Origin of the sequence: Plantactinospora solaniradicis, assembly GCF_042658085.1 — a bacterium.
GTDB lineage: Bacteria > Actinomycetota > Actinomycetes > Mycobacteriales > Micromonosporaceae > Plantactinospora > Plantactinospora solaniradicis.
In genome coordinates this window covers 811,717-833,647 of the sequence record NZ_JBHSPR010000001.1, presented here as the reverse complement: position 1 = coordinate 833,647, position 21,931 = coordinate 811,717, and the positions used below count along the sequence as shown (strand labels likewise).

Here is a 21,931-nt window from a genome sequence, read left to right as displayed (position 1 = left end):
GATCGGCGGCGTGACGACGAGCAGGGTCGACTTCAACGAGGTGCGGAAGCTCGGCACCGAGGTACGACGCGCCCAGAGCGCGCTCGATGCGGGCGTGCAGGGCTTTTCGAACGCGCCGTCGCCCGCGACCTCGGTACGACAGGGGCGCCTTCCCGTGGCGACCCCGTTCGGCAACACGAGCGCCGGTGCGGCCTGCCTGGGCGCCCAGCAGCAGGCGAGCTCGACGATGGGTGGCGTGCTGAAGGCGTTCGCCGCCACGGTGGACTCGGACGCCGAGCGGCTGGAACTCGCCTTGGCGCTGTACCGGACGACCGATGCCGAGGCGGCCGACAAACTGCTGAAGACGAACCGCAACCGGGTCGACCTGTTCAGTACCCACCTGAGCGTGGCGGACGACGGGCACGCGCAGGACCAGGCCAAGCAGATCACCGAGTTGCGCACGATGGCCGGGGACCAGAACCTGGGCAACACGGTGGTCGCCGGGGACTTCAACGCCCTGTCGACCGGCAACAGTCCCTCCGCTCAGGCCATCCGTGACTTCGGCCGGCAGGGCTTCGACGTCAACGCCGGGGACATCCACGACGGTCGGGGTGGCACCTCGGCCAGCAATCGCAGGATCGACCATGTGCTGCCGCGCGGTGTCGGCGCGAGCGAGGCCACCCGCTGGGACCGGACGCCGTCCGATCACGACGGGCAGGTCGTCGACCTGACCCTGTCGAACTGGTAGGAGCTAGTCGAGCCTGATCTCCACCTTGGTCGCGGAGCGGTCCTCGTCGCCCGGGCTGAGCATCGGAACTGAGACGAAACCGGTCGACACGCCGTTGCCGGTGCGTACGACGACGGCATTGCCGAAGTCTTCCCTTCCCCGGATGACCGGGAACCCGTCGTCGGCCTGCCACTCCTTCGAGGCGGGGCCGAAATGGACCTCCCATTTCTCGCCGGGGGCGGCTCGCTTGTTGAGCTCCTCCTCCAGCTTGGTCGCACCGTCCTCGAAGACCTCCTGCAGCGTGGCGACGTCGACCTTGCCGTCGATCATGCGCTGTGCCAGCGTGCCGAAGTCACCCTGATCGGTGCCGACATCCTTGTTCCACGGCCATGGGCTGTTGCCGCCACCACCCTGCTGGATGTTGTAGTTCAGCATCCGCAGGTTCCGGGCCGACCAGGTGTTCTCCCAACCGCGCAGCTGACCCAGGGCCGAGTTGAAGGTCGCCGCCTGGGGGTTCAACTCCCGGTCGACCCGGGCGCGAATGTCGTTGGCCAGTTGGATCGCGTCGTTGACCAGCTTCGTCTCCTGCTCGTCCGCTGGATGGAAGGTGAGCTTCCCGCCGGCCTCGCTCGACTTGATCTTCGCGAGCTTCTGCCGCTCGGCGGTCAGCATCTCCTGGTTGTGCCGCAGCACCTGGGCGCATTCGCCGAGTGCCCGGGCGACCTTGCCGGCCAGTTCGGCGCAGTTGTCGAGGTCGACGACGAGCTTCCGCCGGTGCTGGTCGTAGCGATCGGCCGTCTCGCCCGTCCACGACTCCGAGCCGATCACCTGGTTGGCCGCGCCGCTGATCGTCTCCGCCGCCCAGGAAAGCTGCTTGACCTGAGATTTCCAGGCGTTCTCGAGGGCGTCCAAGGTGGCCGGATCCGCCTCGAGGTCCCACAGGTTGGCCGTGTCTCCCATGCGCCCACCCTAACGATGACGACGGCGACCTTGAATCCCTCGCAGATTCGCGGAGGGACGCGGCCGGTCGGCGAGGTGAGCCGATGCCCGTCGGGTAGCACCATCACTGCATGATGAACCGTTCGTGGTTCTCGGAGACACCGCCGCACGTCGACACCGACGGCGGCGGATCGGTCAGCAGTCCAGCAGGGAGGCGTTTGCCAGTGACGGATTCGGGGACGGTCAGCGCGGCTTCCGCCGGCACCTGGACGCTCGGCGACATGCCGGTCAACCGGCTCGGATTCGGCGCGATGCGGCTGACCCACAACGCCGACGGCAGCCCGAGCGACCGGGACCGGGCCGTCAGGGTGCTCAGGCTCGCCGTCGAGCACGGGGTGAACCACATCGACACCGCCGCGTTCTACTTCTCTTCCCTGCGGTCCGCCAACGAGCTGATCAACCGGGCACTGGCTCCGTACCCGGACGACCTGGTCATCGCCACCAAGGTCGGGCCGGGCCGCGATCCGTCGGGTGCCTGGCTGCCCCTGGCCAGGCCGGAGCAGTTGCGCGGCCAGGTCGAGGAGAACCTCCGCCAGCTCGGCCGGGACCATCTCGACCTGGTGAACCTGCGGGTCCACGGGCCCGACCCGATCGCCGAGCGGTTCGGGGTGCTGGCGCAGCTGCGTGACGCCGGCCTGATCCGGCATCTGGGCATCTCGAACGTCCGGCCCGGACACCTCGCCGAGGCCCGGGCCATCGCGCCGGTGGTCTGCGTGCAGAACCCGTACGGCGTCAACTACCGGCGCGGCACCGACGACCTCCTGCGGGCCTGCGGCGCCGAGGGGATCGCCTTCGTACCGTTCTTCGCGATCGCCGGGTCCGGGCGGGAGGCGGGGCCGAGCGGGGAGGAGAGCGACGAGATCCGCGCCATCGCCACTGCCCACGGGGCGACCGTCGCGCAGGTCCGACTCGCCTGGACGCTGCGACAGGGCCCGCACGTACTGGCCATCCCGGGGACCGGCAATCCGGACCACCTGATCGCCAACCTGGCCGCCGGCAGGCTGGAGTTGTCTGACGACGACCTCGCCCGCCTCGACCGGGCCGCCGAGAGCAGCGGCTGAGCGTTCCGGGAGACCGGCTGCGTACCCGGGTCAGACTTTCTGGTCGCGGCTGGCCATTCCGGCCGGGGCGGCGGCGAGTGCCGCGTGGATCGCCTCGACCAGCGCGAGCGCCGACTCCTCGGTCAGCTCGACCGCGACCCGGGCCGCCGGCCCGGCGGCCGGGTTCAGAAAGTCGATGTTGAGGGTGTGGGCGTACGGGGCGTGCGTCGGGTGGTCCACGTAGACGGTCGCGTCGCTGACCGGAAACCAGCCGCCGGCGCCCTTTCCGCTCCCCTCGACCTCACGCCGCACGGTGACGTACGTGCACATGTCGACCTCCTCAGGCGCCGAGTTGCCGGTCGAAGAACTCGCGGACCCGCTGCCAGCCCTCGGTCGCGGCGACCGGCCGGTAGCTGGGCCGGTCCACGGCGAAGAACCCGTGTCCGGCGTCGGGGTAGGTGTGGAACTCGTGCGGCTTGCCCAGCCGGGTCAGCTCCTGGGCCAACTCCTCCACCTGGGCGGGCGAGGGGTACTGGTCGTCCGCGCCGAACATGCCGAGCAGCGGGCAGGAGAGCGTGCCCGCCTGGTCGAGCAGCGGCGTCACGGCCAGCGGGGAGCCCTCGGGCGGGTTGCCGACGACGAACGCGCCGTAGCAGTCGACGGCGGCGTCCAGCGGCAGCCGGCAGGCCGCCAGGAACGCCTGCCGCCCACCGGAGCAGTACCCGATCACCCCGACCTTGCCGTTCGAGGCGGGCAGCCCGCGCAGGTGGTCGGCCGCGCCGCCGACGTCGCCGACGAGCCGGTCATCGGGTACGCCGCCGGCGGCCCGCGCCGTGGCCGCCGCGTCGTCGGGGCTGGCGCCCGGCGCCTCCCGGCTGTAGAGGTTGGGACAGATGGCCGCGTACCCGTACCTGGCCAGTCGCCGGGTGATCTCCTTGGTCGCCTCGTCGTAACCGGGCATGTGGTGGATCACCACCACCCCACCGCGCGGCTCCGACCCCAGCGGCTGGGCGAGGTACGCCTCGATCTCGTCCCCGCCCGCCCCGGTGATCCGGACGGTTCCGGCCTGCATCGCGTCCTGCAACGTCGTGCTCCCGTCTGCTGCACCGGCAAGTGATCTCCGAGCGCCGGGATCGGCGCGGTGTCGTCGGCGATCCGGTCCGTGCCAGTGTGATCGTTAGCCTAGGTCAACTACCCTGGCCCGGACGCCGGACCCCGCCGCCTCCCCTTCAGCGGGGAGGCGGCTCCCTCCGGCAGGGGAGGTGTCGTTCCGCCCCGACGGCGAGGGTGACGGGATGACATGGTGGCGGCGCTGGCCGTACTGGATGGGTTATGCGGCGAGCGGTCTCGCGGCCGGGTACGGCGGCCTGCTGCTGGTGGCCGTGCTGACCGGGCGGCGTTCCCTGGTCGGCCTGCCGGACCTTGCCGCGCCGGGTGCGGGGCTCCTGCTCGCCGGATCGGCGATGGCGGCCGCTACGGTACGACCGTGGGGACGGCGGATCCCACCCGGCCTGGTCTCCACCGGGGTCTGGGCGGTGACCGGGCTGGCCCTGGCGGGCAGCGCGATGGTGCTGCTCAACCTGATCGAGCTGTTCCTGACCGGTGCCGTCCAGGACCGCCACGGCAATGCCGACTGGCTGCCGTTCGCCCAGCGGCTGGGGCTGGCCGGCGTCGCGGCGCTCTTCGTCGCCACCGCGATCTCGTGGCGCCGCCGTACGTCCGGCGGGTGCGTCCGATGCGGCCGGAACCATCCACCGGGGCGGCCGGACCGGCGGCATCCGGCGCCGCACCCGGCGCCGCCCGTGGTACGCCGGTTCGCCTACGCCGGTTGTGCCACGCTGCTGCCGTACGCCGTGCTGCACACGCTCGGCGCGTTCGGCGTACCCGGGATCGAACCGGACGGTTACCGGCCACCGTGGTCTGCGGCCGTGGCCTTCTGGGCCGGTCTCGGACTCGCCGTCTTCCTGCTGTCCGGTCTGGTCCAGCCGTGGGGGATGGTCTTCCCACGCTGGACGCTGTGGCTGGCGGGTCGACGGGTGCCCCGCCTCCTGCCGCTCACCCCGGTCTGGCTGGTCGCACCGACCCTCGCCCTGTACGGCACCGGCGCACTGGTCCTGATCGCCGCCGGCGTGCTCGACTGGCGCTGGGACGGCGGTCGGGGGCTGCTCGGCGTGGCGGCCCCGACGGCGTTCGCCGGGTACGGCTGGGCGCTCGCCGTCGCGGCCGTGTCGTACCAGCGCCGGACCGTTCCGTCGTGCGTACCCGCACCCGCACCCGCGTCCGCACCCGCACCCGGTGCCGGTCGGGATATTGGTCACAGCGGGCCGGTGCCCGGGACAGCGGGACGGCCGGGACCGTAGACTGTCCGGACAACTTAATACCTCATCCAGAGGGGCTGAGGGATACGGCCCGATGACGCCCCGGCAACCACTCCACCGCGGAGCAGGTGCCAAATCCGTCCCCGCCGCGCCGTGCGGTCCGGGAAAGATGAGAGGACGGCCATCGCCATGACGTCGATCATCGACGCGAGCCCCACCCAGACGACCGAGGTCATCCCGAGCCCCGCCCGTGCCCTGGTCTGTCGCGGCTGCGGATCCGAGTACCCCCTCGTTGCCCAGCACGCCTGTTTCGAGTGTTTCGGCCCCCTGGAGGTCGGCTACGACACCGAGGCACTGGCCCGGGTCACCCGGGCCGACATCGAGGCCGGTCCACAGAACCTGTGGCGGTACGCCGCCCTGCTGCCGACCGGCCAGGACCCGGCCGCCCGGGTCACACTCAACCCCGGCCTCACCCCGCTGGTCCCGGCCGCCGGCCTCGCCGCCGAGCTGGGCATCCGGGCGCCGCTCTGGGTCAAGGACGACAGCGCCAACCCGACCCACTCGTTCAAGGACCGGGTCGTCTCGGTGGCGCTGACCGCCGCGCGGGGGCTCGGCTTCACCCGGTTCGCCTGCGCCTCGACCGGCAACCTGGCGAACTCGGTCGCCGCACACGCGGCCCGGGCCGGTGTGCCGTCGATCGTCTTCATTCCCGGCGACCTGGAGCCGGGCAAGGTGGTCGCCACCGCCGTTTACGGCGGGGACGTGGTCGCGATCGACGGCTCGTACGACGACGTGAACCGGCTCTGCGGCGAACTGGTGGAGACCGACGAGTTCGAGGACACCGCGTTCGTCAACGTCAACGTCCGGCCGTACTACGCCGAGGGTTCCAAGACCCTCGGGTACGAGGTCGCCGAGCAGTTGGGTTGGCGGATCCCGGAGCAGGTGGTCATCCCGATGGCCAGCGGTGAGCTGCTCACCAAGATCGACAAGGCGTTCAGCGAGCTGGTCGAGATCGGCCTGGTCGAGGCCCCGGCCAACGGCTGGAAGGTCTTCGGCGCCCAGTCGGCGGGCTGCAACCCGATCGCCACGGCGCTGCACGCCGGCACCGACGTGATCACCCCGGTCCGGCCGACCGGTATCGCGAAGTCGCTCAACATCGGTGACCCGGCCGCCGGCCTGTACGCCCTGGAGGCGGTACGCCGGACCGGCGGCTGGATGGAGTACGCCGACGACGAGGAGATCCGGTCGGGGATCCGACAGTTGGCCCGGACCACCGGAGTGTTCGCCGAGACGGCCGGCGGAGTCACCGTGGCCGTGCTGGGCAAGCTGGTGGCGAGCGGTCGGCTGGACCCGGACGCCGAGACGGTCGTCTACAACACCGGCGAGGGACTCAAGACTCTCGATGCGGTGGCGGCCCAGGTGGGCCCGACGTACCGGGTCAAGCCGTCGTTGCGGGCGGTCCGCGACGCCGGACTGCTCGGCTGAGCCGGCCACTTCCGCCGGATTCCCCAACCCTGGAACGTGACGTCCCGGCCACCGTCCGGAGCCGACGGTGACCGGGCACAGCCGCGTGCGCACCCGGCGTGCATGTTGCGGATCAAGGTCCACACCCGTGGTACGAATGCGGCCTGTAGCTGGGGATTTGCCATCGGTGACGAAAACACGCGGAAGGGGACTTGACGACTGCATCTGCAGGACGCAAGATGCTCCGTGCGGGAGGACGCACCGCCGTAGACTTTTTAAGCTCTTACGACCCAGCGCCGGAGGCGTTGTGCGGGCGTCCTCCCGACCAAACTTCCCCGAGCGGCCCGACGCCCGTCGGCCTATGGGCTCAACGACGGTTCGTCCATCGGGGTAACGGCGCTGGCGATAATCGGTCGCGCTCGCCCGGTCTGACCGGCACTCTCGACGGCATGGACATCGCCGTCATCCCGTTCGACACCGCCGACGCGGACGGGGAAGCCGCCGCAGAGCGGGCGTACGAGATCGAGGCCGCCAGCCGGGCGGCCGAGCAGCCGGACATGCCACCGTTGTCGCGGCAGCGCTTCTTCGGCGCCCTGAGGCACCCGTGGCCGGGCGACGAGGAGCGGCACGCGTTGGCCTATCTCGACGGCGTACCGGTCGGCCATCTGGCGGTCACCCTGCCCCAGGTGGAAAACCGGGAGAACGCCCAGGTCGTCCTCATGGTGCATCCCGACCACCGGCGTCGCGGCGTCGGCCGGGCCCTCTACGAGTACGCGGTCCGATTCCTCCGGGAGCGGGGCCGCAAGCGGATGATCGGCGAGACGGCCACCATGGACCCGGCCGCCGGTCGGAGCGCGCCCGGCGACGCCTTCGCCGCCGCGATGGGGGCGCACCCGGCGCTCGCCGACGTACGCCGTCGGCTCGACCTGACCACGCTGGACGAGCCGGAGCTGGACCGGCTGCTGACCGCCGGCCAGGCCCACGCCCAGGGCTACTCGATCGTGCGCTGGCACGGGCGTACCCCGGACGAGTACGCCGCGGACGTCGCCTACCTGGACAGCCGGCTGATCGAGGACGCGCCGATCGGCGACCTCACCTGGGAGGCGGCCAAACCGGACGTCGACCGGCTGCGCGCCATGGAGGCGGCACTCGCCGCGCGGGGCCTGCACTGGTACAACTGCGGCGCCCGGCACGACGCGACCGGCCGGCTGGTGGCCTGGACGGCGCTCGGGCTGAACGGGGACTGCGACTGGCACGCCTTCCAGCAGATCACCCTGGTCGAGCCACGGCACCGCGGTCACCGCCTCGGCATCATTGTCAAGATCGAGAATCTCCGGTACGCGCGGACGCACGAGCCCGCGTTGCGGGTCATCGACACGTACAACGCGGCGGTGAACGAATACATGATCTCGATCAACGAGGCGCTCGGCTTCCGGGCGGTCGCCGGACTGAACAGCTGGCAGGCGACCATCTGACTCGACCGGGCGGCCACTGGGGCGGGTCCGGCGGGTGCGGCATGATGGCGGGATGACGGAGACCCCGCACCCCTTCTTCGCCCGGCACGCCGACACCCTGGAGCGTGCGCTGACCGCGATCACCGAGCGTGCCTACTGGTCCGCCTATCCCGAGTCGCCCAGCCCTCGGGTGTACGGCGAGACCGCCGCCGCCGAGGGCGAGGCCGCCTTCCGGGCGTACCTCGACGGGAAGTTCCCGCTCGACCAGCCCGGCACCGGCGGCTGGGTGGCCACCGAGGCGAGCCCGTTCGGCATCGACCTCGGGGTGACGTACCCGCACGCCGACCCCGACGTGCTGCTGGCCGCCGCCCGGGCCGCGCTGCCCGACTGGCGCGACGCGGGCCCACAGACCCGGGTCGGCGTCTGCCTGGAGATCCTCGCCCGGCTGCACGCGCACATCTTCGAGCTGGCCAACGCGGTGCACGCGACCAGCGGACAGGCGTTCGTGATGGCCTTCCAGGCCGGCGGCGCGCACGCCCTGGACCGGGCGCTCGAATCGCTCGCCTACGCGTACCGGGAGATGACCCGGCATCCGGCGACCGCCTCCTGGGAGAAGCCGGCCGGCAAGGGTGACCCGCTGCGGATGACCAAGACCTTCCACGTGGTGCCGCGTGGCGTGGCGCTGGCGATCGGCTGCAACACCTTCCCGACCTGGAACACCTACCCCGGCCTGTTCGCCTCACTGGTGACCGGGAACCCGGTCGTGGTCAAACCGCACCCCCGGGCCGTGCTGCCGCTCGCGATCACCGTCCGGTACGCCCGCGAGGTGCTGGCCGAGGCCGGGTTCGACCCGAACCTGATGCTGCTCGCCGCCGAGGCGCCCGGCGAGGGCCTCGCCTCCACCCTGGCGCTGCGCCCCGAGGTCAGGATCGTCGACTTCACCGGCTCCACCGAGTACGGCGACTGGCTCGAAGCCAATGCCCGGCAGGCCGCCGTCTACACCGAGAAGGCCGGGGTCAACACGATCGTGGTCGACTCCACCGACGACTTCACCGGAATGTGCCGCAACATCGGGTTCTCGCTGACCCTCTACAGCGGACAGATGTGCACCACGCCGCAGAACATCCTCGTGCCGGCGACCGGGATCGAAACCGACCAGGGGCACAAGAGCGTCGACGAGGTCGCCGCTGGCATCGCCGGAGTGGTCGGGAAGCTCACGGGCGACCCGGCCCGCGCGGTCGAGCTGACCGGCGCGATCGTCAACGACGGCGTACTGGCCCGGCTCGACGAGGTTGCCGGGGTCGGCGAGCAGGTCCTGCCGTCCCGCCCGGTCGAGCACCCCAACTACCCCGGCGCGGTGGTCCGGACCCCGCTGATCGCGAAGCTCGGCGCGGACGCCGTCGGCACGTACGGCCGGGAGTGGTTCGGTCCGATCTCGTTCGTCATCGCGACCGACTCCACCCCGCACAGCCTCGCCCTGCTGCGCCAGACGGTAGGCGAGCGCGGCGCCCTCACCGCCGCCGTCTACTCCACCGACGACGCCGTCCTCGACGCCGCCGAGACGGCAGCGATCGAGACCGGAGTCCACCTCTCCTGCAACCTCACCGGTGGCGTCTTCGTCAACCAGTCGGCCGCGTTCTCCGACTTCCACGGCAGCGGCGCCAACCCGGCCGCGAACGCGGCCCTCACCGACGGCGCCTACGTCGCCTCCCGCTTCCGCGTAGTCCAAGCCCGCCGCCACAACTGACGGGATGTAAGGAAGGGCCCCTTCTTATCGTTTTCTGTAGAAGAAGGGGCCCTTCTTAACAGGTCAGGTGGCGCGGCGCATCTCCAGTTCGCGGAGCGTGGGCACGATCGGATGTGCCACCCGTACGCCCGTGTCGACGAAACCGAGCCGCTCGTACGCCCGTACGGCGCGGTCGTTGCCGACCACGACCTCCAGCAGCAGTTCTCCGCGTCCGGCCGCGCTGGACCAGGCGGCCACCTCGTCGACCAGGGCCGCCAGCAGTCCACTGCCCCGCCACGCCGGAGTGAGGTACACGGCGAAGACGACGCTGACGCCCGGCTGGCCGTACGCCGCCTGTCCGCCGGCGTGGCCGACGACCCGCCCGTCGACCTCGGCGATGAACGCCGCACTCCGGTGGCCGGACGACATCCCGGCGACCCGGGCGGCGAACTCGGCGTGTGGCCGGGCCGCCGCGTCGGCGAGGGTCTCCAGGAAGGCCAGCGGCGAGTCGGCGAGCATCTCCAGCCGGATGGCCCGGACCCGGGCGGCGTCGGTGGCTCGTACCCGGCGGATCGAGGGGAGGTCGGGAACCGATCCATTCGATCCATTCGATCCGTCGGCTCCGTCGGCTCCGTCGGCTCCGTCGGCCGGATTCGGCGATGTCGGGTCCGGTGCCGTCGGGCTCGGTGGGTTCGCCCGAGACGGGCCGGGGGGCCGACCGAACGCGGGATTGGCGGCGGTCTGCGGGATAGGTGCCGGCACGTTCGCCATGGTCGCACGCCGTACGCCGACCCGTTCCGCCGGGTAACCGGGCCTATTCCGGTTCCGATCGGCCGTCGGTGGGCTGCGCAGCGACGGTCGCCAATAGGAGCCGGCGCGGAATCGGGCGCCCGGTTGTCGGCCTCATGACCGTTTTAGCCTAGTGCGCAGCCGCCCGGCCTTGGTGTACCGTGCGGGTTCGGCCGCTTGATTCGTTCGATCCCTCAATCGCTTGGCGGTGCGGTGAAAACGGGTCGGCGGCCCCGGCAGGCGTACGTCGACGCCGGGGCTCTGTCAGCTCCGGCGCGACCGGAGTAAGGAAGTGCACCGTGGCGCAGGGCACCGTGAAGTGGTTCAACAGCGAAAAGGGCTACGGCTTCATCGCGGTCGATGGTGGACAGGACGTCTTCGTCCACTTCTCCGCGATCGAGATGGACGGCTACAAGGCGCTTGACGACGGTCAGCGCGTCGAGTTCGAGATCGCTCAGGGTCAGAAGGGCCCGCAGGCGGAAAAGGTTCGCCTCATCGCCTGATCGTCGGCGTCTCACCGGCCCGACACGGGCTTGGAGTTCGTTACTCCCGCTCGACCGGGTCCTCTCCTGGTGTGCCGAGAGTGCAGTCCTCGACCGATCGGCGGCTGTCCTCGTCGTCCCACCGGGCTGCAAGATCGGGAGCTGTCCCCTTCCCGCTCCTGCCTGAGGAGAGTTCGTGGTCGAGTCAACGCCACCTGGCCACCCCGGGTCCGATGCCGGTTCAGGGGGTCGCCCCGGCGAGCAACCGGAACCGACCGAGCCGAATCCTCCGGTCCAATCCGGTGACCCGACCGTGCCGGGTGAGCCACCCGTTCCGGACCACCCGGCCCAGCCCGCCTATCAGAGTCTGCCGGTCTACCCAGGGCAGCCCGGGTACCCCGGCCAGCCGGTCTACCCGGGGCAACTCGTCCACCCGGATCAGCCCGCCTATCCGGGCCAGCCCACCTATCCGGGCCAGCCCACCTATCCGGGCCAGCCCGCCTATCCCGGTCAGCCCACCTACCCGGGCCCGGTGGCGGCGGTTGGCCCCGGCTACTGGCCTCCGCCGGGTTACCCGGATCCGGGCGACCCGCTCGTTCCGCCGCCGGGTGCGGGGATCGGCGGATGGTGGGAACGGTGCTGGACGGTGGCACGGCGGAGTTGGCAACAGCTGTTGTCGATCGTGCTGATCACCCAGGTGTTGCCGCTGGCGGTCATGACCCTGCTGATGGTGCCCTTCCAGCCGGAGCCGCCGGTCGTGGGGCCAACCGGCGAGCCGGCGCCGGGAGCGCTCGGAGCGTTCGTGGGAGAGTTCCTCGTCCTCCTCGGGGTCGTCCTCGCCGTCGCCCTGGTCGCCGGCCTGGTGCAGAGCCTGGGCTGGGCGGCCGCCGCGTGGGTGATCATCCGGCACGCCTCCGGCGAGCCGGCGTCCCTCGGCCCCGCCTTCCGGTACGGGCTGCGCCGGGCGCTGGGGCTCTGGGGCTGGTACCTGGTCTCGGGATTGATCATCACGGCCGGCGTCTGTGCCTGCTTCCTGCCCGGTCTCTACCTCGGGCTGGCGCTGAGCCTCGTCGGTCCGATCTACCTCTTCGAGCGGCGTAATCCCATCGGGCGTTCGTTCCAGATGGTCCATGCCCGGTTCGGCATGGTCCTCGGCCGGGTCGCGATCGTCGTGGGTGTGGTGGTCGGCGGCACCCTCGTGGTGGCCGTCCTGGAGAACCTCGGCATGCTCGCGCTCGGGATCGGGGCCACGCCGGGGGAAGCGGTGGGCTTCTCCGTCGGGTACGTCGTGATCACTCTGGTCGGCGCCGTGCTGGGCCTGCCGTTCCAGCTCGCGCAGGTTATCGGGATCCTGCTCACATACACCGAGCAGCGGGGTCAGGAGGCGCCGGTGAACACGGCGCGACTGGCCGCCGAACTCTTCTGACGGCTCCCGAGCGGCTTGCACTCGGCAGGGGAGAGTGCTAAACAAGTGATTGGCACTCGCGCGCTGCGAGTGCCAAAGGTCGGGGCGGTAGGGCCACGGTCGCGGGCTTGGGAGACAGGCCGGCGGCACATGGCCGGTCGTCGCGGGCTGTCCGGCCCGGCCGGCGGACGTCACTGTCGCACAACGCGACGGAGTCGATCAGGCGCCTTCGGGTGCCCGGGAGGCCCCGTCCGCGAGTGCCGTAGTGACGTCCGAAGGTGCGTAATCAGGCGGCAGGTTCGGGGTCGGCAAGGCCCCGGGCGGCCGTGAGTGTCCAGGAGGACAACGCCGTATGGCCAAGATGATCGCGTTCGACGAGGAGGCGCGCCGCGGCCTCGAGCGGGGCATGAACACCCTCGCCGACGCCGTAAAGGTGACGCTGGGCCCGAAGGGCCGCAACGTCGTGCTCGAGAAGAAGTGGGGCGCTCCCACCATCACCAACGATGGTGTGAGCATCGCCAAGGAGATCGAGCTCGAGGACCCGTACGAGAAGATCGGCGCTGAGCTGGTCAAGGAGGTCGCGAAGAAGACCGACGACGTGGCCGGCGACGGCACGACGACGGCGACCGTCCTGGCCCAGGCGCTGGTCCGCGAAGGCCTGCGCAACGTCGCGGCCGGTGCGAACCCGATGGCCCTGAAGCGGGGCATCGAGGCTGCGGTCACGAGCGTTTCTGAGGAGCTGAGCAAGCTCGCGAAGGACGTCGAGACCAAGGAGCAGATCGCCTCCACCGCCTCCATCTCCGCCGGTGACAACACCGTCGGCGAGATCATCGCCGAGGCGATGGACAAGGTCGGCAAGGAAGGCGTCATCACCGTCGAGGAGAGCAACACCTTCGGGCTCGAGCTGGAGCTGACCGAGGGTATGCGCTTCGACAAGGGTTACATCTCGGGGTACTTCATGACCGACCCCGACCGGATGGAGGCCGTCCTCGACGACCCGTACATCCTGATCGTGAACAGCAAGATCGCGTCGGTCAAGGACCTGCTGCCGATCCTCGAGAAGGTCATGCAGTCGGGCAAGCCGCTGGCCATCATCGCCGAGGACGTCGAGGGCGAGGCCCTGGCGACCCTGGTGGTCAACAAGGTCCGTGGCACCTTCAAGTCCGTCGCCGTCAAGGCTCCGGGCTTCGGTGACCGCCGCAAGGCCATGCTGGGCGACATCGCCATCCTCACCGGTGGCCAGCCGATCAGCGAAGAGGTCGGCCTCAAGCTCGACGCCGCCGGCCTCGACCTGCTGGGCCGCGCCCGCAAGGTCGTGGTGACCAAGGACGAGACCACCATCGTCGACGGTGCCGGCGACGCCGACCAGATCAACGGTCGGGTCAACCAGATCCGCGCCGAGATCGAGAAGAGCGACTCCGACTACGACCGCGAGAAGCTGCAGGAGCGCCTGGCCAAGCTGGCCGGCGGTGTTGCGGTGATCAAGGTCGGCGCGGCCACCGAGGTCGAGCTGAAGGAGCGCAAGCACCGCATCGAGGACGCGGTGCGTAACGCGAAGGCCGCCGTCGAGGAGGGCATTGTCCCCGGTGGTGGTGTCGCGCTGGTTCAGGCCGGCAAGACCGCCTTCGACAAGCTGGACCTCACCGGTGACGAGGCGACCGGCGCGCAGATCGTCAAGATCGCGCTGGACGCCCCGCTGCGGCAGATCGCCGTCAACGCCGGCCTCGAGGGCGGCGTCGTGGTCGAGAAGGTCCGCAACCTGGACGCCGGCCACGGCCTCAACGCGGCCAACGGTGAGTACGTCGACCTGCTCAAGGCCGGCATCATCGACCCGGCCAAGGTGACCCGTTCGGCGCTGCAGAACGCGTCGTCGATCGCGGCCCTGTTCCTGACCACCGAAGCTGTGGTGGCGGACAAGCCGGAGAAGAACCCGGCCCCGGCGGCTGCGCCGGGCGGCGGGGACATGGACTTCTGAGTCCAGTCGTCACGTCTGGAAGGGGCGGGCCGCGCGAGCGGTCCGCCCCTTCTTCATGCCGTCACGTCGGCATGCGTCGCTGGTTGCGCCGCTTTTCGGCGGTGGTGAACGGTTCTCGGATCTGTATCGGGGCGTCGACCAACTCGATGGGCTCGTCGCGGGATACGTCCTTGATCTCGTCCATTTCAGCCCGCTGAGCGGCGTCACCGTAGTCGAGCCGCGACACGGGCGCCGGTACCGGCACATCTCCGAGCGGAGCCGAAGTGATCGAGTGGAGATCGTCAACCGGTTCGTCGTCCTTTGCCATGACTTCCTCCTTCTCCGCAAACGGTAGGAGGCTACCGGCCAATGGCACGGGAAAATGGCACGGTATCGATTCGAGCCGCCGGCAGGTGACCGGAGAGCGGAGCAGTAGGCGACGGAACCGGACCAGAGCGCTCCACGTGCCGAACTAGAGCGCTCCAGGTGCCGGAACTAGAGCTGCTTTCGGTAGAGGAAGAACACCCGCTCGATCCAGGCACCCGCGCCCCGGGCGTAGAACGGAATGGGACCCACCCAACCGATCTGCGCGCGTTCGTGGCCCGCCGCCCGCTGGTCGCGCAGGCAGCGGCGGAGCAGCACGCTCCCGATCCCCAGGCCCTGGGCGCTCGGAGCGGTGCCCATCGGCCCGAACCAGCTCGGCCGGGACGAGCCGTACGCGGCGAAGCCGAGCAGTTCCACCGGCCCGCCGCCCTCCGGCGTACGGACGGCGAGGTGGCAGCCGGCGCCCTCACGACCGATCGAGTGCAGCAGTTCGGCGTCCCAACTGCCGCCGAAGGTGGTCCGGGCGAACTCGGTCAGCGCCGGAGCGTCGTCCGGCTCCGCCCGGCGTACCGTGACGCCCTGGTCGGCCAGCCGTCGTTCGGCGGCGTCGGTGGCACGCAGCGCGGGAGAGGACTCGGCGGACAGGTCGGCGGTCATGTTCCAGGCGGTGCCCTCCGGCTCGTAGCCGAGCGCCAGCGCCGCGCAGATCGCCGGGGTGTACCGGACGTCGATGCCGGGCCAGACGTAGTGCGGGGCGTTGCCGGCGAGCCGTACCTGGGTGGCGCCGAGCCCGGCGAACGCGCGCTCGGCCCGCAGCAGCAGCCCGCGCCCGATCCCCTGGCGTCGCTGGTCCGGATGGACCGCCAGCAGGTCGAGGTGGGCGACGGTCGGATCCCGGTACGCCAGCGAGCCGAGCACCACTCCGGCGAGCGCGCCGTCCGAGAGCGCGACGAACCCCACGGTACGGCGTCGAGACGTCGATCCGGGCGGGGGCGTGTCGTCCCGCAGCCGGGCCACGATGGCCACCGCCTCGGCGGCGTCATCGGGCAGGTCCAACGCCTCCCGGCACAACTGCACCACGGTGGGTAGCTGGTCGTCGGTCAGTTCGATGATCGAGAACTCGGCATGCACGAGCGCCGACCCTAGGTCATCTTCGGGCCGATGGCGAGACGGGCGCCCGCCGGTCAGCCCCGTACCGCCTGCTGGGCGGCCCGCACCGCGGCGTACGCGTCGACCAGGCCGGCTCCGGTGATGTTGCGCTCCGACCCGCACCGGTCGGCGCTGTTCCGGGACCGGAAGGTCGGTTCGGCCGGCGTCGCGCTGTCGCGCAGGATCCGGCGGGTGGTCTCCAGGTCACCGATCAGCCCGGGATTCGCCGACCACATCAACGCCACCACTCCGGCCAGGTGCGGTGTCGCCATCGAGGTGCCGCTCTGCGTGCCGTATCCGCCGCCGGGCAGGGCCGACAGCACGGCGACGCCGGGCGCCACCACGTCCGGCTTGCCGGCCCCGCCGGCCGCCGGACCACGGCTGGAGAAGGTGGCGACCCGGCGCTCCCGGTCCACCGCACCCACGGTGAACACCTCCGGGTACGGCGCGGGCGCGGTGTCGATCGATCCGCAGAACGGGCCGGTGTTACCGGCGGCGGCGACGAAGAAGACACCGGCGGCCGCGAGCGCGTCGGCGGCCGGGCGGAGGGTGTCCCGGGCGCAGCCCTCGATCTCCGGACAGCCCCACGAGTTGGTCAGCACCTGGGGCGCCCGCTCCGGCCGTCCGGCGTGGAACGGGTCGGCGCCGGGCGGGAACGGCGCGAGCATGAACTGTAGGCAGTCCAGGTAGTGCGCGGGATTCCCCAGGTTCCGGTCGAGGTTCACGCAGCCGACCCAGCGCGCACCCGGTGCCACGCCGACATTCTGGTCCCCGACGGCGGTGGCCAGGGTGTGCGTACCGTGTCCACCGTTGTCGGTCGGGGAGCGGGAGCCGTTCCACGGGTCGAACCAGGAGTCGTCACCGCCCCGGAAACCGGCGGAGAGCGCGGGATGCGTTCCGTCCACGCCGGAGTCCGAGCCGCCCACGACGATTCCCGAGCCGTCCACCCCGAGTTGGGACCAGACCCGGTCGGCACCGATCAGGCTCAGGTTCCAGCCCGGTGCGGTCGGCGCCGAGGCGGTCCCGCGTGCCGGGGACCCGGCGGCGGGCAGTGCCCGTAACCGCTGGCTGACCAGCACCTGGGCCACGTCGGAACGGCGGGCCAGCCAGGCGCGTACGGCCGTACCGCCGTCCACCTCCACCGCGTTGACCAGGTAGTACGGCGTGTAGTTCAGCCTGCGCCGGTCCAGTTCCCGGCGTAGTCCGGCCTGGGACCGCTCGGCGGTGGCGACGAGCCGGCGGTACACCTCACGTCCTCGGGCCTCCCGGCCGACGGAACCGGTCTGGGCGCTGGTCACCCCGGTCAGGTCGGCCTGCTCCCGGAGCACCACGAACAGCCGCTCGCCCTGCCAGCCGGGGGAGCCGAGGCCGACGTACACCCCGGCGGAGGCGAGCAGCAGTCCGGCGGTCGCGGTCGCGGCCACCATCCGGCGGGGGACGGGTGCGCCGGCCCGGCCGAGGCCGAACCCGTACCCGAGGCCGAGCAGCACCGCGACGGCCAGCGAGCCGGCGGCGGTGACCGCGACCCAGAACGGCACGTCCCGGGTGTTGGTGAGCAGTAGCGTGATCTCCTCGGGATCCACCAGGACCAGTGGTCCGGCGGCGGCGATGCCGACCAGCCAGCCGACCGTGGCGGTCCCGCCGAACCGCAGCCCGGTTGTCGATCCGGCGGTCTGCCCGGCCGTCGATCCGGCGGTCTGCCCGGTGGCCCGGAGCACCGGTCGGGAACCGGGCCGAAGGGCGGCGATCGCGAAGCCGGCCGGCGGGAGTACGAGCAACGCGGCGAGCTGTGCGCCCGGCTGACCGATCCCACCCGCCAGGAGAGCCAGGGTCACCCCGGCGACCAGACCGCCGACCAGGACCAGACGCGCGCCGCCGACCGGTCGGTCCGGCACCGGCCCCGCCGGCCCGGTACCTCCCGGCCACTCGTAGCCGGCCCAGAACGATCCGTCGAGGATGGTGGCGGCCAGCCAGCCGACCGCCGCCGCCGCGAGCAGTCCGAACGTCGTCTCCAGCAGTCCGCCCAGCGCACCCAGCCAGAGCCAGGGCAACAGCAGGGCGAGCCCGCCGGCAACCGCCAGGCCGGTCGCGTTCGGCTCGGTACGGGCCTGGTCCACTCGGGAGCGGCGTCGCCGGACCAGCCGGATGAGTATGGCGGCGAGCGCGGCCGACACCGCCAAGCCGGCCAGGTAGACCTCGGGCAGCGGCATCGGAATCGCCCGGAGCAGGTTGAACACGCCGAGCACGATCGCGCCGAGCAGCCAGGCCCGCCCGGCGGCCCGCACCCCGGGGGATCGCGGCAGGGTGGCCAGCAGCACGGTGGGCACCCCGACCAGCACCGTGTTCACCAGCCCGGTCACCGGCCAGATCCAGGCCGGCTGGTCCAGCCCGGCGACGAGCAGGACCTGTTCGACGAACCACGTGATGGTCTGCGCGCCGACCGTCACCACGACGGCCCAGACCCCGACGAAAGCGGCGGCGACCACGGGCCAGGGGCTGTTCTGCGGCGCCGGTCGCGGCGGCCAGGGCGGCAACGGTGGCACCGCTGGCGGTGGAGCCGGGTACGCCGGGGTCGCGCCGGGTGGAGGTGCGGGTGGCGGTGGCGGTTGCGTCGGACCGGGTGGTGGTGCGGGTGGTGGTGCGCTTGGTGGTGGCGGTTGCGTCGGTCCGGCTGGCGGTGGCGCCACGCCCGGTGGCGGTGGCGCCACGCCCGGTGGCGGTGGTGGTGGCGGTTGTGCCGGGCCGGCGAGCGGCACGGACGGTTCGTCGGGTGGCGGCGGCGGACCATCCTGCATGCCCCGAACAGTACGACGCCGGTCGGTGGACTGTGGATACCCACCGCCGGGCTCTCAGGTGTCGGCCTCGGGTTCGTCGTCGGGAGCGTTGCGGAGCCGCTCGACCAGTTGCTCCAGCGCGGCGACCTCCGCACGCAGGGCGGCCCGGCCCTGCCGGGTCAGCCGCAGCCAGGTGCAGGGACGGCGGCCCTCGTAGCCCTTGATCACCTGTAACAGTTCGGCCTGTTCCAGGATCCGCAGGTGTCGGTTGAGGTTGCCGTCGGTCAGCCCCAGCTCGTCCCGCAGCGTGCCGAACTTGCACTCCCGGGTCTCGCTCAGCACGGTGAGGATGCCCAGTCGGACCCGCTGGTGGACGGTGTCGTCGAGGGCCAGCGCCGGGTGTGCCGGCATCGGCCGCCGGTCAGGCATGGCGGAGCCGCCGGGCCCGCGCACCGCGTACCACGGCGAAGACGACGAGCGGCAGGGCCATCAGCCCAAGATAGTGACCGGGCCGGAGCGCGAGCTGGCCGCCGTACGTGCTCGTTCCGCCGGTGAGGAGTTCGGCGGCCCAGGGCGGGATGTAGCCGAGTGGGAAGGTGCCGCACAGCCAGGCCGTGAGCAGGGTGATCCACAGCCCGGCGGCGGCCAGGCTCGGGCTGCGTTCGGCCCAGGCGAGCGCGAGGACGGCGGCCGCCACCGGCAGTAGCGGAGTGAGCAGCCCCTGCCACCACCACGCGGAGAAGTCGGCGGTCAGGCTGTCGGACTCGATTTCGGTCCTCGGTACGGCGGCGACGACCGCGAGCAGCAGCAGTACGCCGAGTCCGGTGCCGGCGAAGATCGGCCAGGCCACTCGAACGCCCAGTTGGCGTGCCCGCCAGGCGTACCAGGCGGCGGTGGCGACGAACAGCAACGGGGTGGCGACGAACCAGAAGGCGTACGACAGGACCGGATTGCGCTGCTCGTCGGGCAGTCCGGCCCAGTAGGGGTGGTCGATGGTGTACGAGTAGGCCTGCGCGAACGGGACCCGGTAGAGGGTGCTGCTGGCGAGGAGCAGCACGGCGACGAGAGCCGCAGGGAGCCACGCTCCACTGTGCGCCCGTGACCGGGTACGAGCGCGCAGCCGGTCCAGCTCGGCCAGGGTCTCCTCGGGCCGTACGTCGTCACCATTGGCCCGTACGTCTCCACCACTGGCCCGTACGTCTCCACCACTGGCCCGTACGTCGCCACCGGCCCGTACGTCGTCTGTGGAACTCATCGTCGCCTCCTCAACTCTGCGTCAGCGATTAACTCTGCATCAGAACTTTACTCTGCATTGCAAAGTCTATGCGCACTCGTCAAGAAGCGGCCTCCGACGGCACCTGGACGACCGCTCGACGGCACCTGTCGGGAAATTGGCATTGTCAAGAAAAGGCTGGTGTCACGAAGGGCTCGGCCGGAGCCGGCGCCTGCCGGCCGCACCGGAACCACCGGTACAGCTACCGTGGACGGGTGCGTGACCCCAGCGTTTCCCGGAACACCGCCAGCCGGCTCTCGCCGTCCCGCCGTAGCGCCGACCTGCGTCGGCTGCGCGGTGAACGGTTCGACGTGCTCGTGATCGGCGGTGGAGTGACCGGTGCCGGTGCCGCCCTCGACGCGGCCTCCCGTGGCCTCAAGGTTGCTCTCGTCGAGGCCCGCGACTACGCGTCCGGAACCTCCAGCCGATCCAGCAAGCTGATCCACGGCGGCCTGCGCTACCTGGAGCAGTTGGAGTTCGGCCTGGTCCACGAGGCATTGACCGAGCGTGGCCTGCTGGCCACCCGGCTCGCACCCCACCTGGTCCGCCCGGTGCCGATCCTGGTCCCGCTGCCACCCGGTGGCGGCCCCACCGCGCTACCCGGCCGGGCCTGGCGACGGTCCTACTACGGCGCCGGAGTGGCCGCGTACGACGCCTTCGCCGGGGTCTTCGGCGGCGGGCGCGGCATGCCGCTGCACCGCCACCTCACCCGGGAAGGCGCCCGCCGGATGTTCCCGAGCCTGCGTGCCGACGCGATCGCCGGTGCCATCCGGTACTACGACGGCCAGGTCGACGACGCCCGCCTGGTGGTCACCCTCGCCCGCACGGCGGCCAGCCTGGGCGCGGCGATGGTGACCAGCGCCCGGGTCGTCGGCCTGACCCGGCAGGCCCGCGAGGTCACCGGGGTACGGGTCCGGGACATGGAGGCGCCCCCCGGGACCCCCGAGGCCGAGTTCGAGGTACGGGCCCGCACCGTCATCGCCGCCACCGGCGTGTGGAGCGACGACATGTCGGAGCTGCTCGGCGACGTCGGAGTACGCCGGGGACTGCGGGTACGCGCCTCCAAGGGAGTGCACGTGGTGGTGCCCCGCTCGGCGATCACCGGCGAGGCCGGGCTGATCCTGCGTACACCCAGTTCGGTGCTGTTCGTGATTCCGTGGGGCGGGCACTGGATCATCGGCACCACCGACACCGACTGGCGGCTCGACCGGGCCCATCCGGCGGCCTCCGCCCGGGACATCGACTACCTGCTCGACCAGGTCAACACCGTACTGGACCGGCCGCTGAGCACCGACGACATCGAGGGCGTCTACGCCGGGCTGCGCCCGCTGCTCTCCGGCGAGGCGGACTCGACCTCGAAGCTGTCCCGGGAACACGCGGTCTACGAGCCGATGCTCGGACTGCTGCTGGTGGCCGGCGGCAAGTACACCACCTACCGGGTGATGGCCGCCGACGTGGTCGACCGGGCGGCCCGCCGGCTCGGCGGGGTACGCCCCTCGCGTACCGCCGACCTGCCGCTGCTCGGTGCGGACGGCTACGGCGCGCTGTGGCGGGACCGGGCCGACCTGGCCCGCCGGCACGGGATACAGGCCGGCGTGGTCGAACACCTGCTGGAGCGGTACGGCAACCTCACCACCCACCTGCTCGGGATGGTCGACGCCGACCCGCTGCTCGGTTCGCCGCTGGCCGGGGCACCGGAATACCTCGCCGCCGAGGTGGCGTACGCGGCCCGGGCCGAGGGTGCACTGCATCTCGACGACGTGCTGACCCGGCGTACCCGGATCTCCTTCGAGACCCCGCACCGGGGCGTGGAATCGGCGGGACAGGCCGCCGAGATCATGGGCCGGGTGCTCGGGTGGGACGCCACGGTGCGCGCCCGTGAGGTCGAGCACTACCTGGCCCGGGTGGAGGCGGAACGGCAGTCACAGCGGATGCCCGACGACGCCACGGCCGACGCGGCCCGGGTCGGTGCCCCGGACGTACGCGGCTTCGCGGCCGACCGGAGCGCCGACGCCGGAATGGGCGGGGTGGAACTGCCCGGCTGACCCGGATCGGCACGGTCGGCCACCAGCCA

19 protein-coding genes and 1 riboswitch are annotated in these 21,931 nt (G+C 71.5%); of the genes, 10 read left to right on the top strand and 9 right to left on the bottom strand.

Annotated elements, in window-relative coordinates:
• Positions 1-10 precede the first annotated feature (10 nt).
• Entirely contained in the window at positions 11-727 is a 717-nt protein-coding gene (locus tag ACFP2T_RS03855; RefSeq protein WP_377417274.1) for an endonuclease/exonuclease/phosphatase family protein, read from the top strand.
• 3 nt (positions 728-730) lie between these two features.
• Here the strand turns inward: ACFP2T_RS03855 and ACFP2T_RS03850 are convergent, their stop codons facing one another.
• Positions 731-1,666, bottom strand: a complete 936-nt coding sequence (locus ACFP2T_RS03850; RefSeq protein ID WP_377417272.1) for a hypothetical protein — start codon at positions 1,664-1,666, stop codon at positions 731-733.
• A gap of 203 nt (positions 1,667-1,869) precedes the next feature.
• Here ACFP2T_RS03850 and ACFP2T_RS03845 point away from each other — a divergent pair, with 203 nt between their 5' ends.
• Positions 1,870-2,766 (top strand): oxidoreductase, encoded by an 897-nt coding sequence (locus tag ACFP2T_RS03845; RefSeq protein WP_377417270.1) that lies wholly within the window; start codon positions 1,870-1,872, stop codon positions 2,764-2,766.
• A 30-nt stretch (positions 2,767-2,796) separates the two neighbouring features.
• Here the strand turns inward: ACFP2T_RS03845 and ACFP2T_RS03840 are convergent, their stop codons facing one another.
• Complete coding sequence (locus tag ACFP2T_RS03840; RefSeq protein WP_377417268.1) at positions 2,797-3,075, bottom strand: DUF6295 family protein; 279 nt, start codon at positions 3,073-3,075, stop codon at positions 2,797-2,799.
• Positions 3,076-3,085: 10 nt separating this feature from the next.
• Positions 3,086-3,829 carry a dienelactone hydrolase family protein gene (locus ACFP2T_RS03835; protein WP_377417266.1) on the bottom strand — a complete coding sequence of 248 codons (744 nt, stop codon included), beginning with the start codon at positions 3,827-3,829 and terminating at the stop codon, positions 3,086-3,088.
• Positions 3,830-4,040: 211 nt separating this feature from the next.
• Between ACFP2T_RS03835 and ACFP2T_RS03830 the strand changes: the two genes are divergently transcribed.
• From ACFP2T_RS03830 to paaN, 4 genes are all read left to right on the top strand, one after another.
• Positions 4,041-5,105, top strand: coding sequence for a hypothetical protein (locus ACFP2T_RS03830; protein WP_377417265.1), 1,065 nt, complete (start codon positions 4,041-4,043; stop codon positions 5,103-5,105).
• A gap of 19 nt (positions 5,106-5,124) precedes the next feature.
• Positions 5,125-5,239: riboswitch (SAM riboswitch) on the top strand.
• Positions 5,240-5,252: 13 nt separating this feature from the next.
• Complete coding sequence (gene thrC / locus ACFP2T_RS03825) at positions 5,253-6,548, top strand: threonine synthase (RefSeq protein ID WP_377417264.1); 1,296 nt, start codon at positions 5,253-5,255, stop codon at positions 6,546-6,548.
• A 428-nt stretch (positions 6,549-6,976) separates the two neighbouring features.
• Positions 6,977-8,002, top strand: a complete 1,026-nt coding sequence (locus ACFP2T_RS03820) for a GNAT family N-acetyltransferase (RefSeq protein ID WP_377417263.1) — start codon at positions 6,977-6,979, stop codon at positions 8,000-8,002.
• 52 nt (positions 8,003-8,054) lie between these two features.
• Entirely contained in the window at positions 8,055-9,728 is a 1,674-nt protein-coding gene (paaN, locus tag ACFP2T_RS03815) for a phenylacetic acid degradation protein PaaN (RefSeq protein WP_377417261.1), read from the top strand.
• 63 nt (positions 9,729-9,791) lie between these two features.
• Here paaN and ACFP2T_RS03810 read toward each other — a convergent pair whose 3' ends face one another.
• Positions 9,792-10,280 (bottom strand): GNAT family N-acetyltransferase, encoded by a 489-nt coding sequence (locus tag ACFP2T_RS03810; RefSeq protein WP_377417896.1) that lies wholly within the window; start codon positions 10,278-10,280, stop codon positions 9,792-9,794.
• Between the two features lie 515 nt (positions 10,281-10,795).
• On the opposite strand from ACFP2T_RS03810, the gene ACFP2T_RS03805 reads away from it, so the two are divergent.
• The 3 genes from ACFP2T_RS03805 to groL all read left to right on the top strand — a co-directional run bounded on the left by ACFP2T_RS03805 (position 10,796) and on the right by groL (position 14,358).
• Entirely contained in the window at positions 10,796-10,999 is a 204-nt protein-coding gene (locus ACFP2T_RS03805) for a cold-shock protein (RefSeq protein WP_173040429.1), read from the top strand.
• A 292-nt stretch (positions 11,000-11,291) separates the two neighbouring features.
• The gene (locus tag ACFP2T_RS03800) at positions 11,292-12,404 is read left to right on the top strand and encodes a hypothetical protein (RefSeq protein ID WP_377417258.1); all 1,113 of its coding nucleotides are present in this window, start codon (positions 11,292-11,294) and stop codon (positions 12,402-12,404) included.
• A gap of 331 nt (positions 12,405-12,735) precedes the next feature.
• Entirely contained in the window at positions 12,736-14,358 is a 1,623-nt protein-coding gene (gene groL / locus ACFP2T_RS03795) for a chaperonin GroEL (RefSeq protein WP_377417256.1), read from the top strand.
• Positions 14,359-14,419: 61 nt separating this feature from the next.
• On the opposite strand, the gene ACFP2T_RS03790 is transcribed toward groL, so the two are convergent.
• From ACFP2T_RS03790 to ACFP2T_RS03770, 5 genes are all read right to left on the bottom strand, one after another.
• Positions 14,420-14,665 (bottom strand): hypothetical protein, encoded by a 246-nt coding sequence (locus ACFP2T_RS03790; RefSeq protein ID WP_377417254.1) that lies wholly within the window; start codon positions 14,663-14,665, stop codon positions 14,420-14,422.
• Positions 14,666-14,832: 167 nt separating this feature from the next.
• Positions 14,833-15,792, bottom strand: coding sequence for a GNAT family N-acetyltransferase (locus tag ACFP2T_RS03785; protein ID WP_377417252.1), 960 nt, complete (start codon positions 15,790-15,792; stop codon positions 14,833-14,835).
• Positions 15,793-15,845: 53 nt separating this feature from the next.
• Positions 15,846-18,353, bottom strand: a complete 2,508-nt coding sequence (locus tag ACFP2T_RS03780; protein WP_377417895.1) for a S8 family serine peptidase — start codon at positions 18,351-18,353, stop codon at positions 15,846-15,848.
• A gap of 306 nt (positions 18,354-18,659) precedes the next feature.
• Entirely contained in the window at positions 18,660-19,013 is a 354-nt protein-coding gene (locus ACFP2T_RS03775; protein WP_377417250.1) for a winged helix-turn-helix domain-containing protein, read from the bottom strand.
• Complete coding sequence (locus tag ACFP2T_RS03770) at positions 19,006-19,839, bottom strand: hypothetical protein (protein WP_377417248.1); 834 nt, start codon at positions 19,837-19,839, stop codon at positions 19,006-19,008. The genes ACFP2T_RS03775 and ACFP2T_RS03770 overlap by 8 nt, the downstream gene beginning before the upstream one ends.
• A 233-nt stretch (positions 19,840-20,072) precedes the next feature.
• Between ACFP2T_RS03770 and ACFP2T_RS03765 the strand changes: the two genes are divergently transcribed.
• Positions 20,073-21,902 carry a glycerol-3-phosphate dehydrogenase/oxidase gene (locus ACFP2T_RS03765; RefSeq protein WP_377417246.1) on the top strand — a complete coding sequence of 610 codons (1,830 nt, stop codon included), beginning with the start codon at positions 20,073-20,075 and terminating at the stop codon, positions 21,900-21,902.
• Positions 21,903-21,931: the final 29 nt, after the last annotated feature.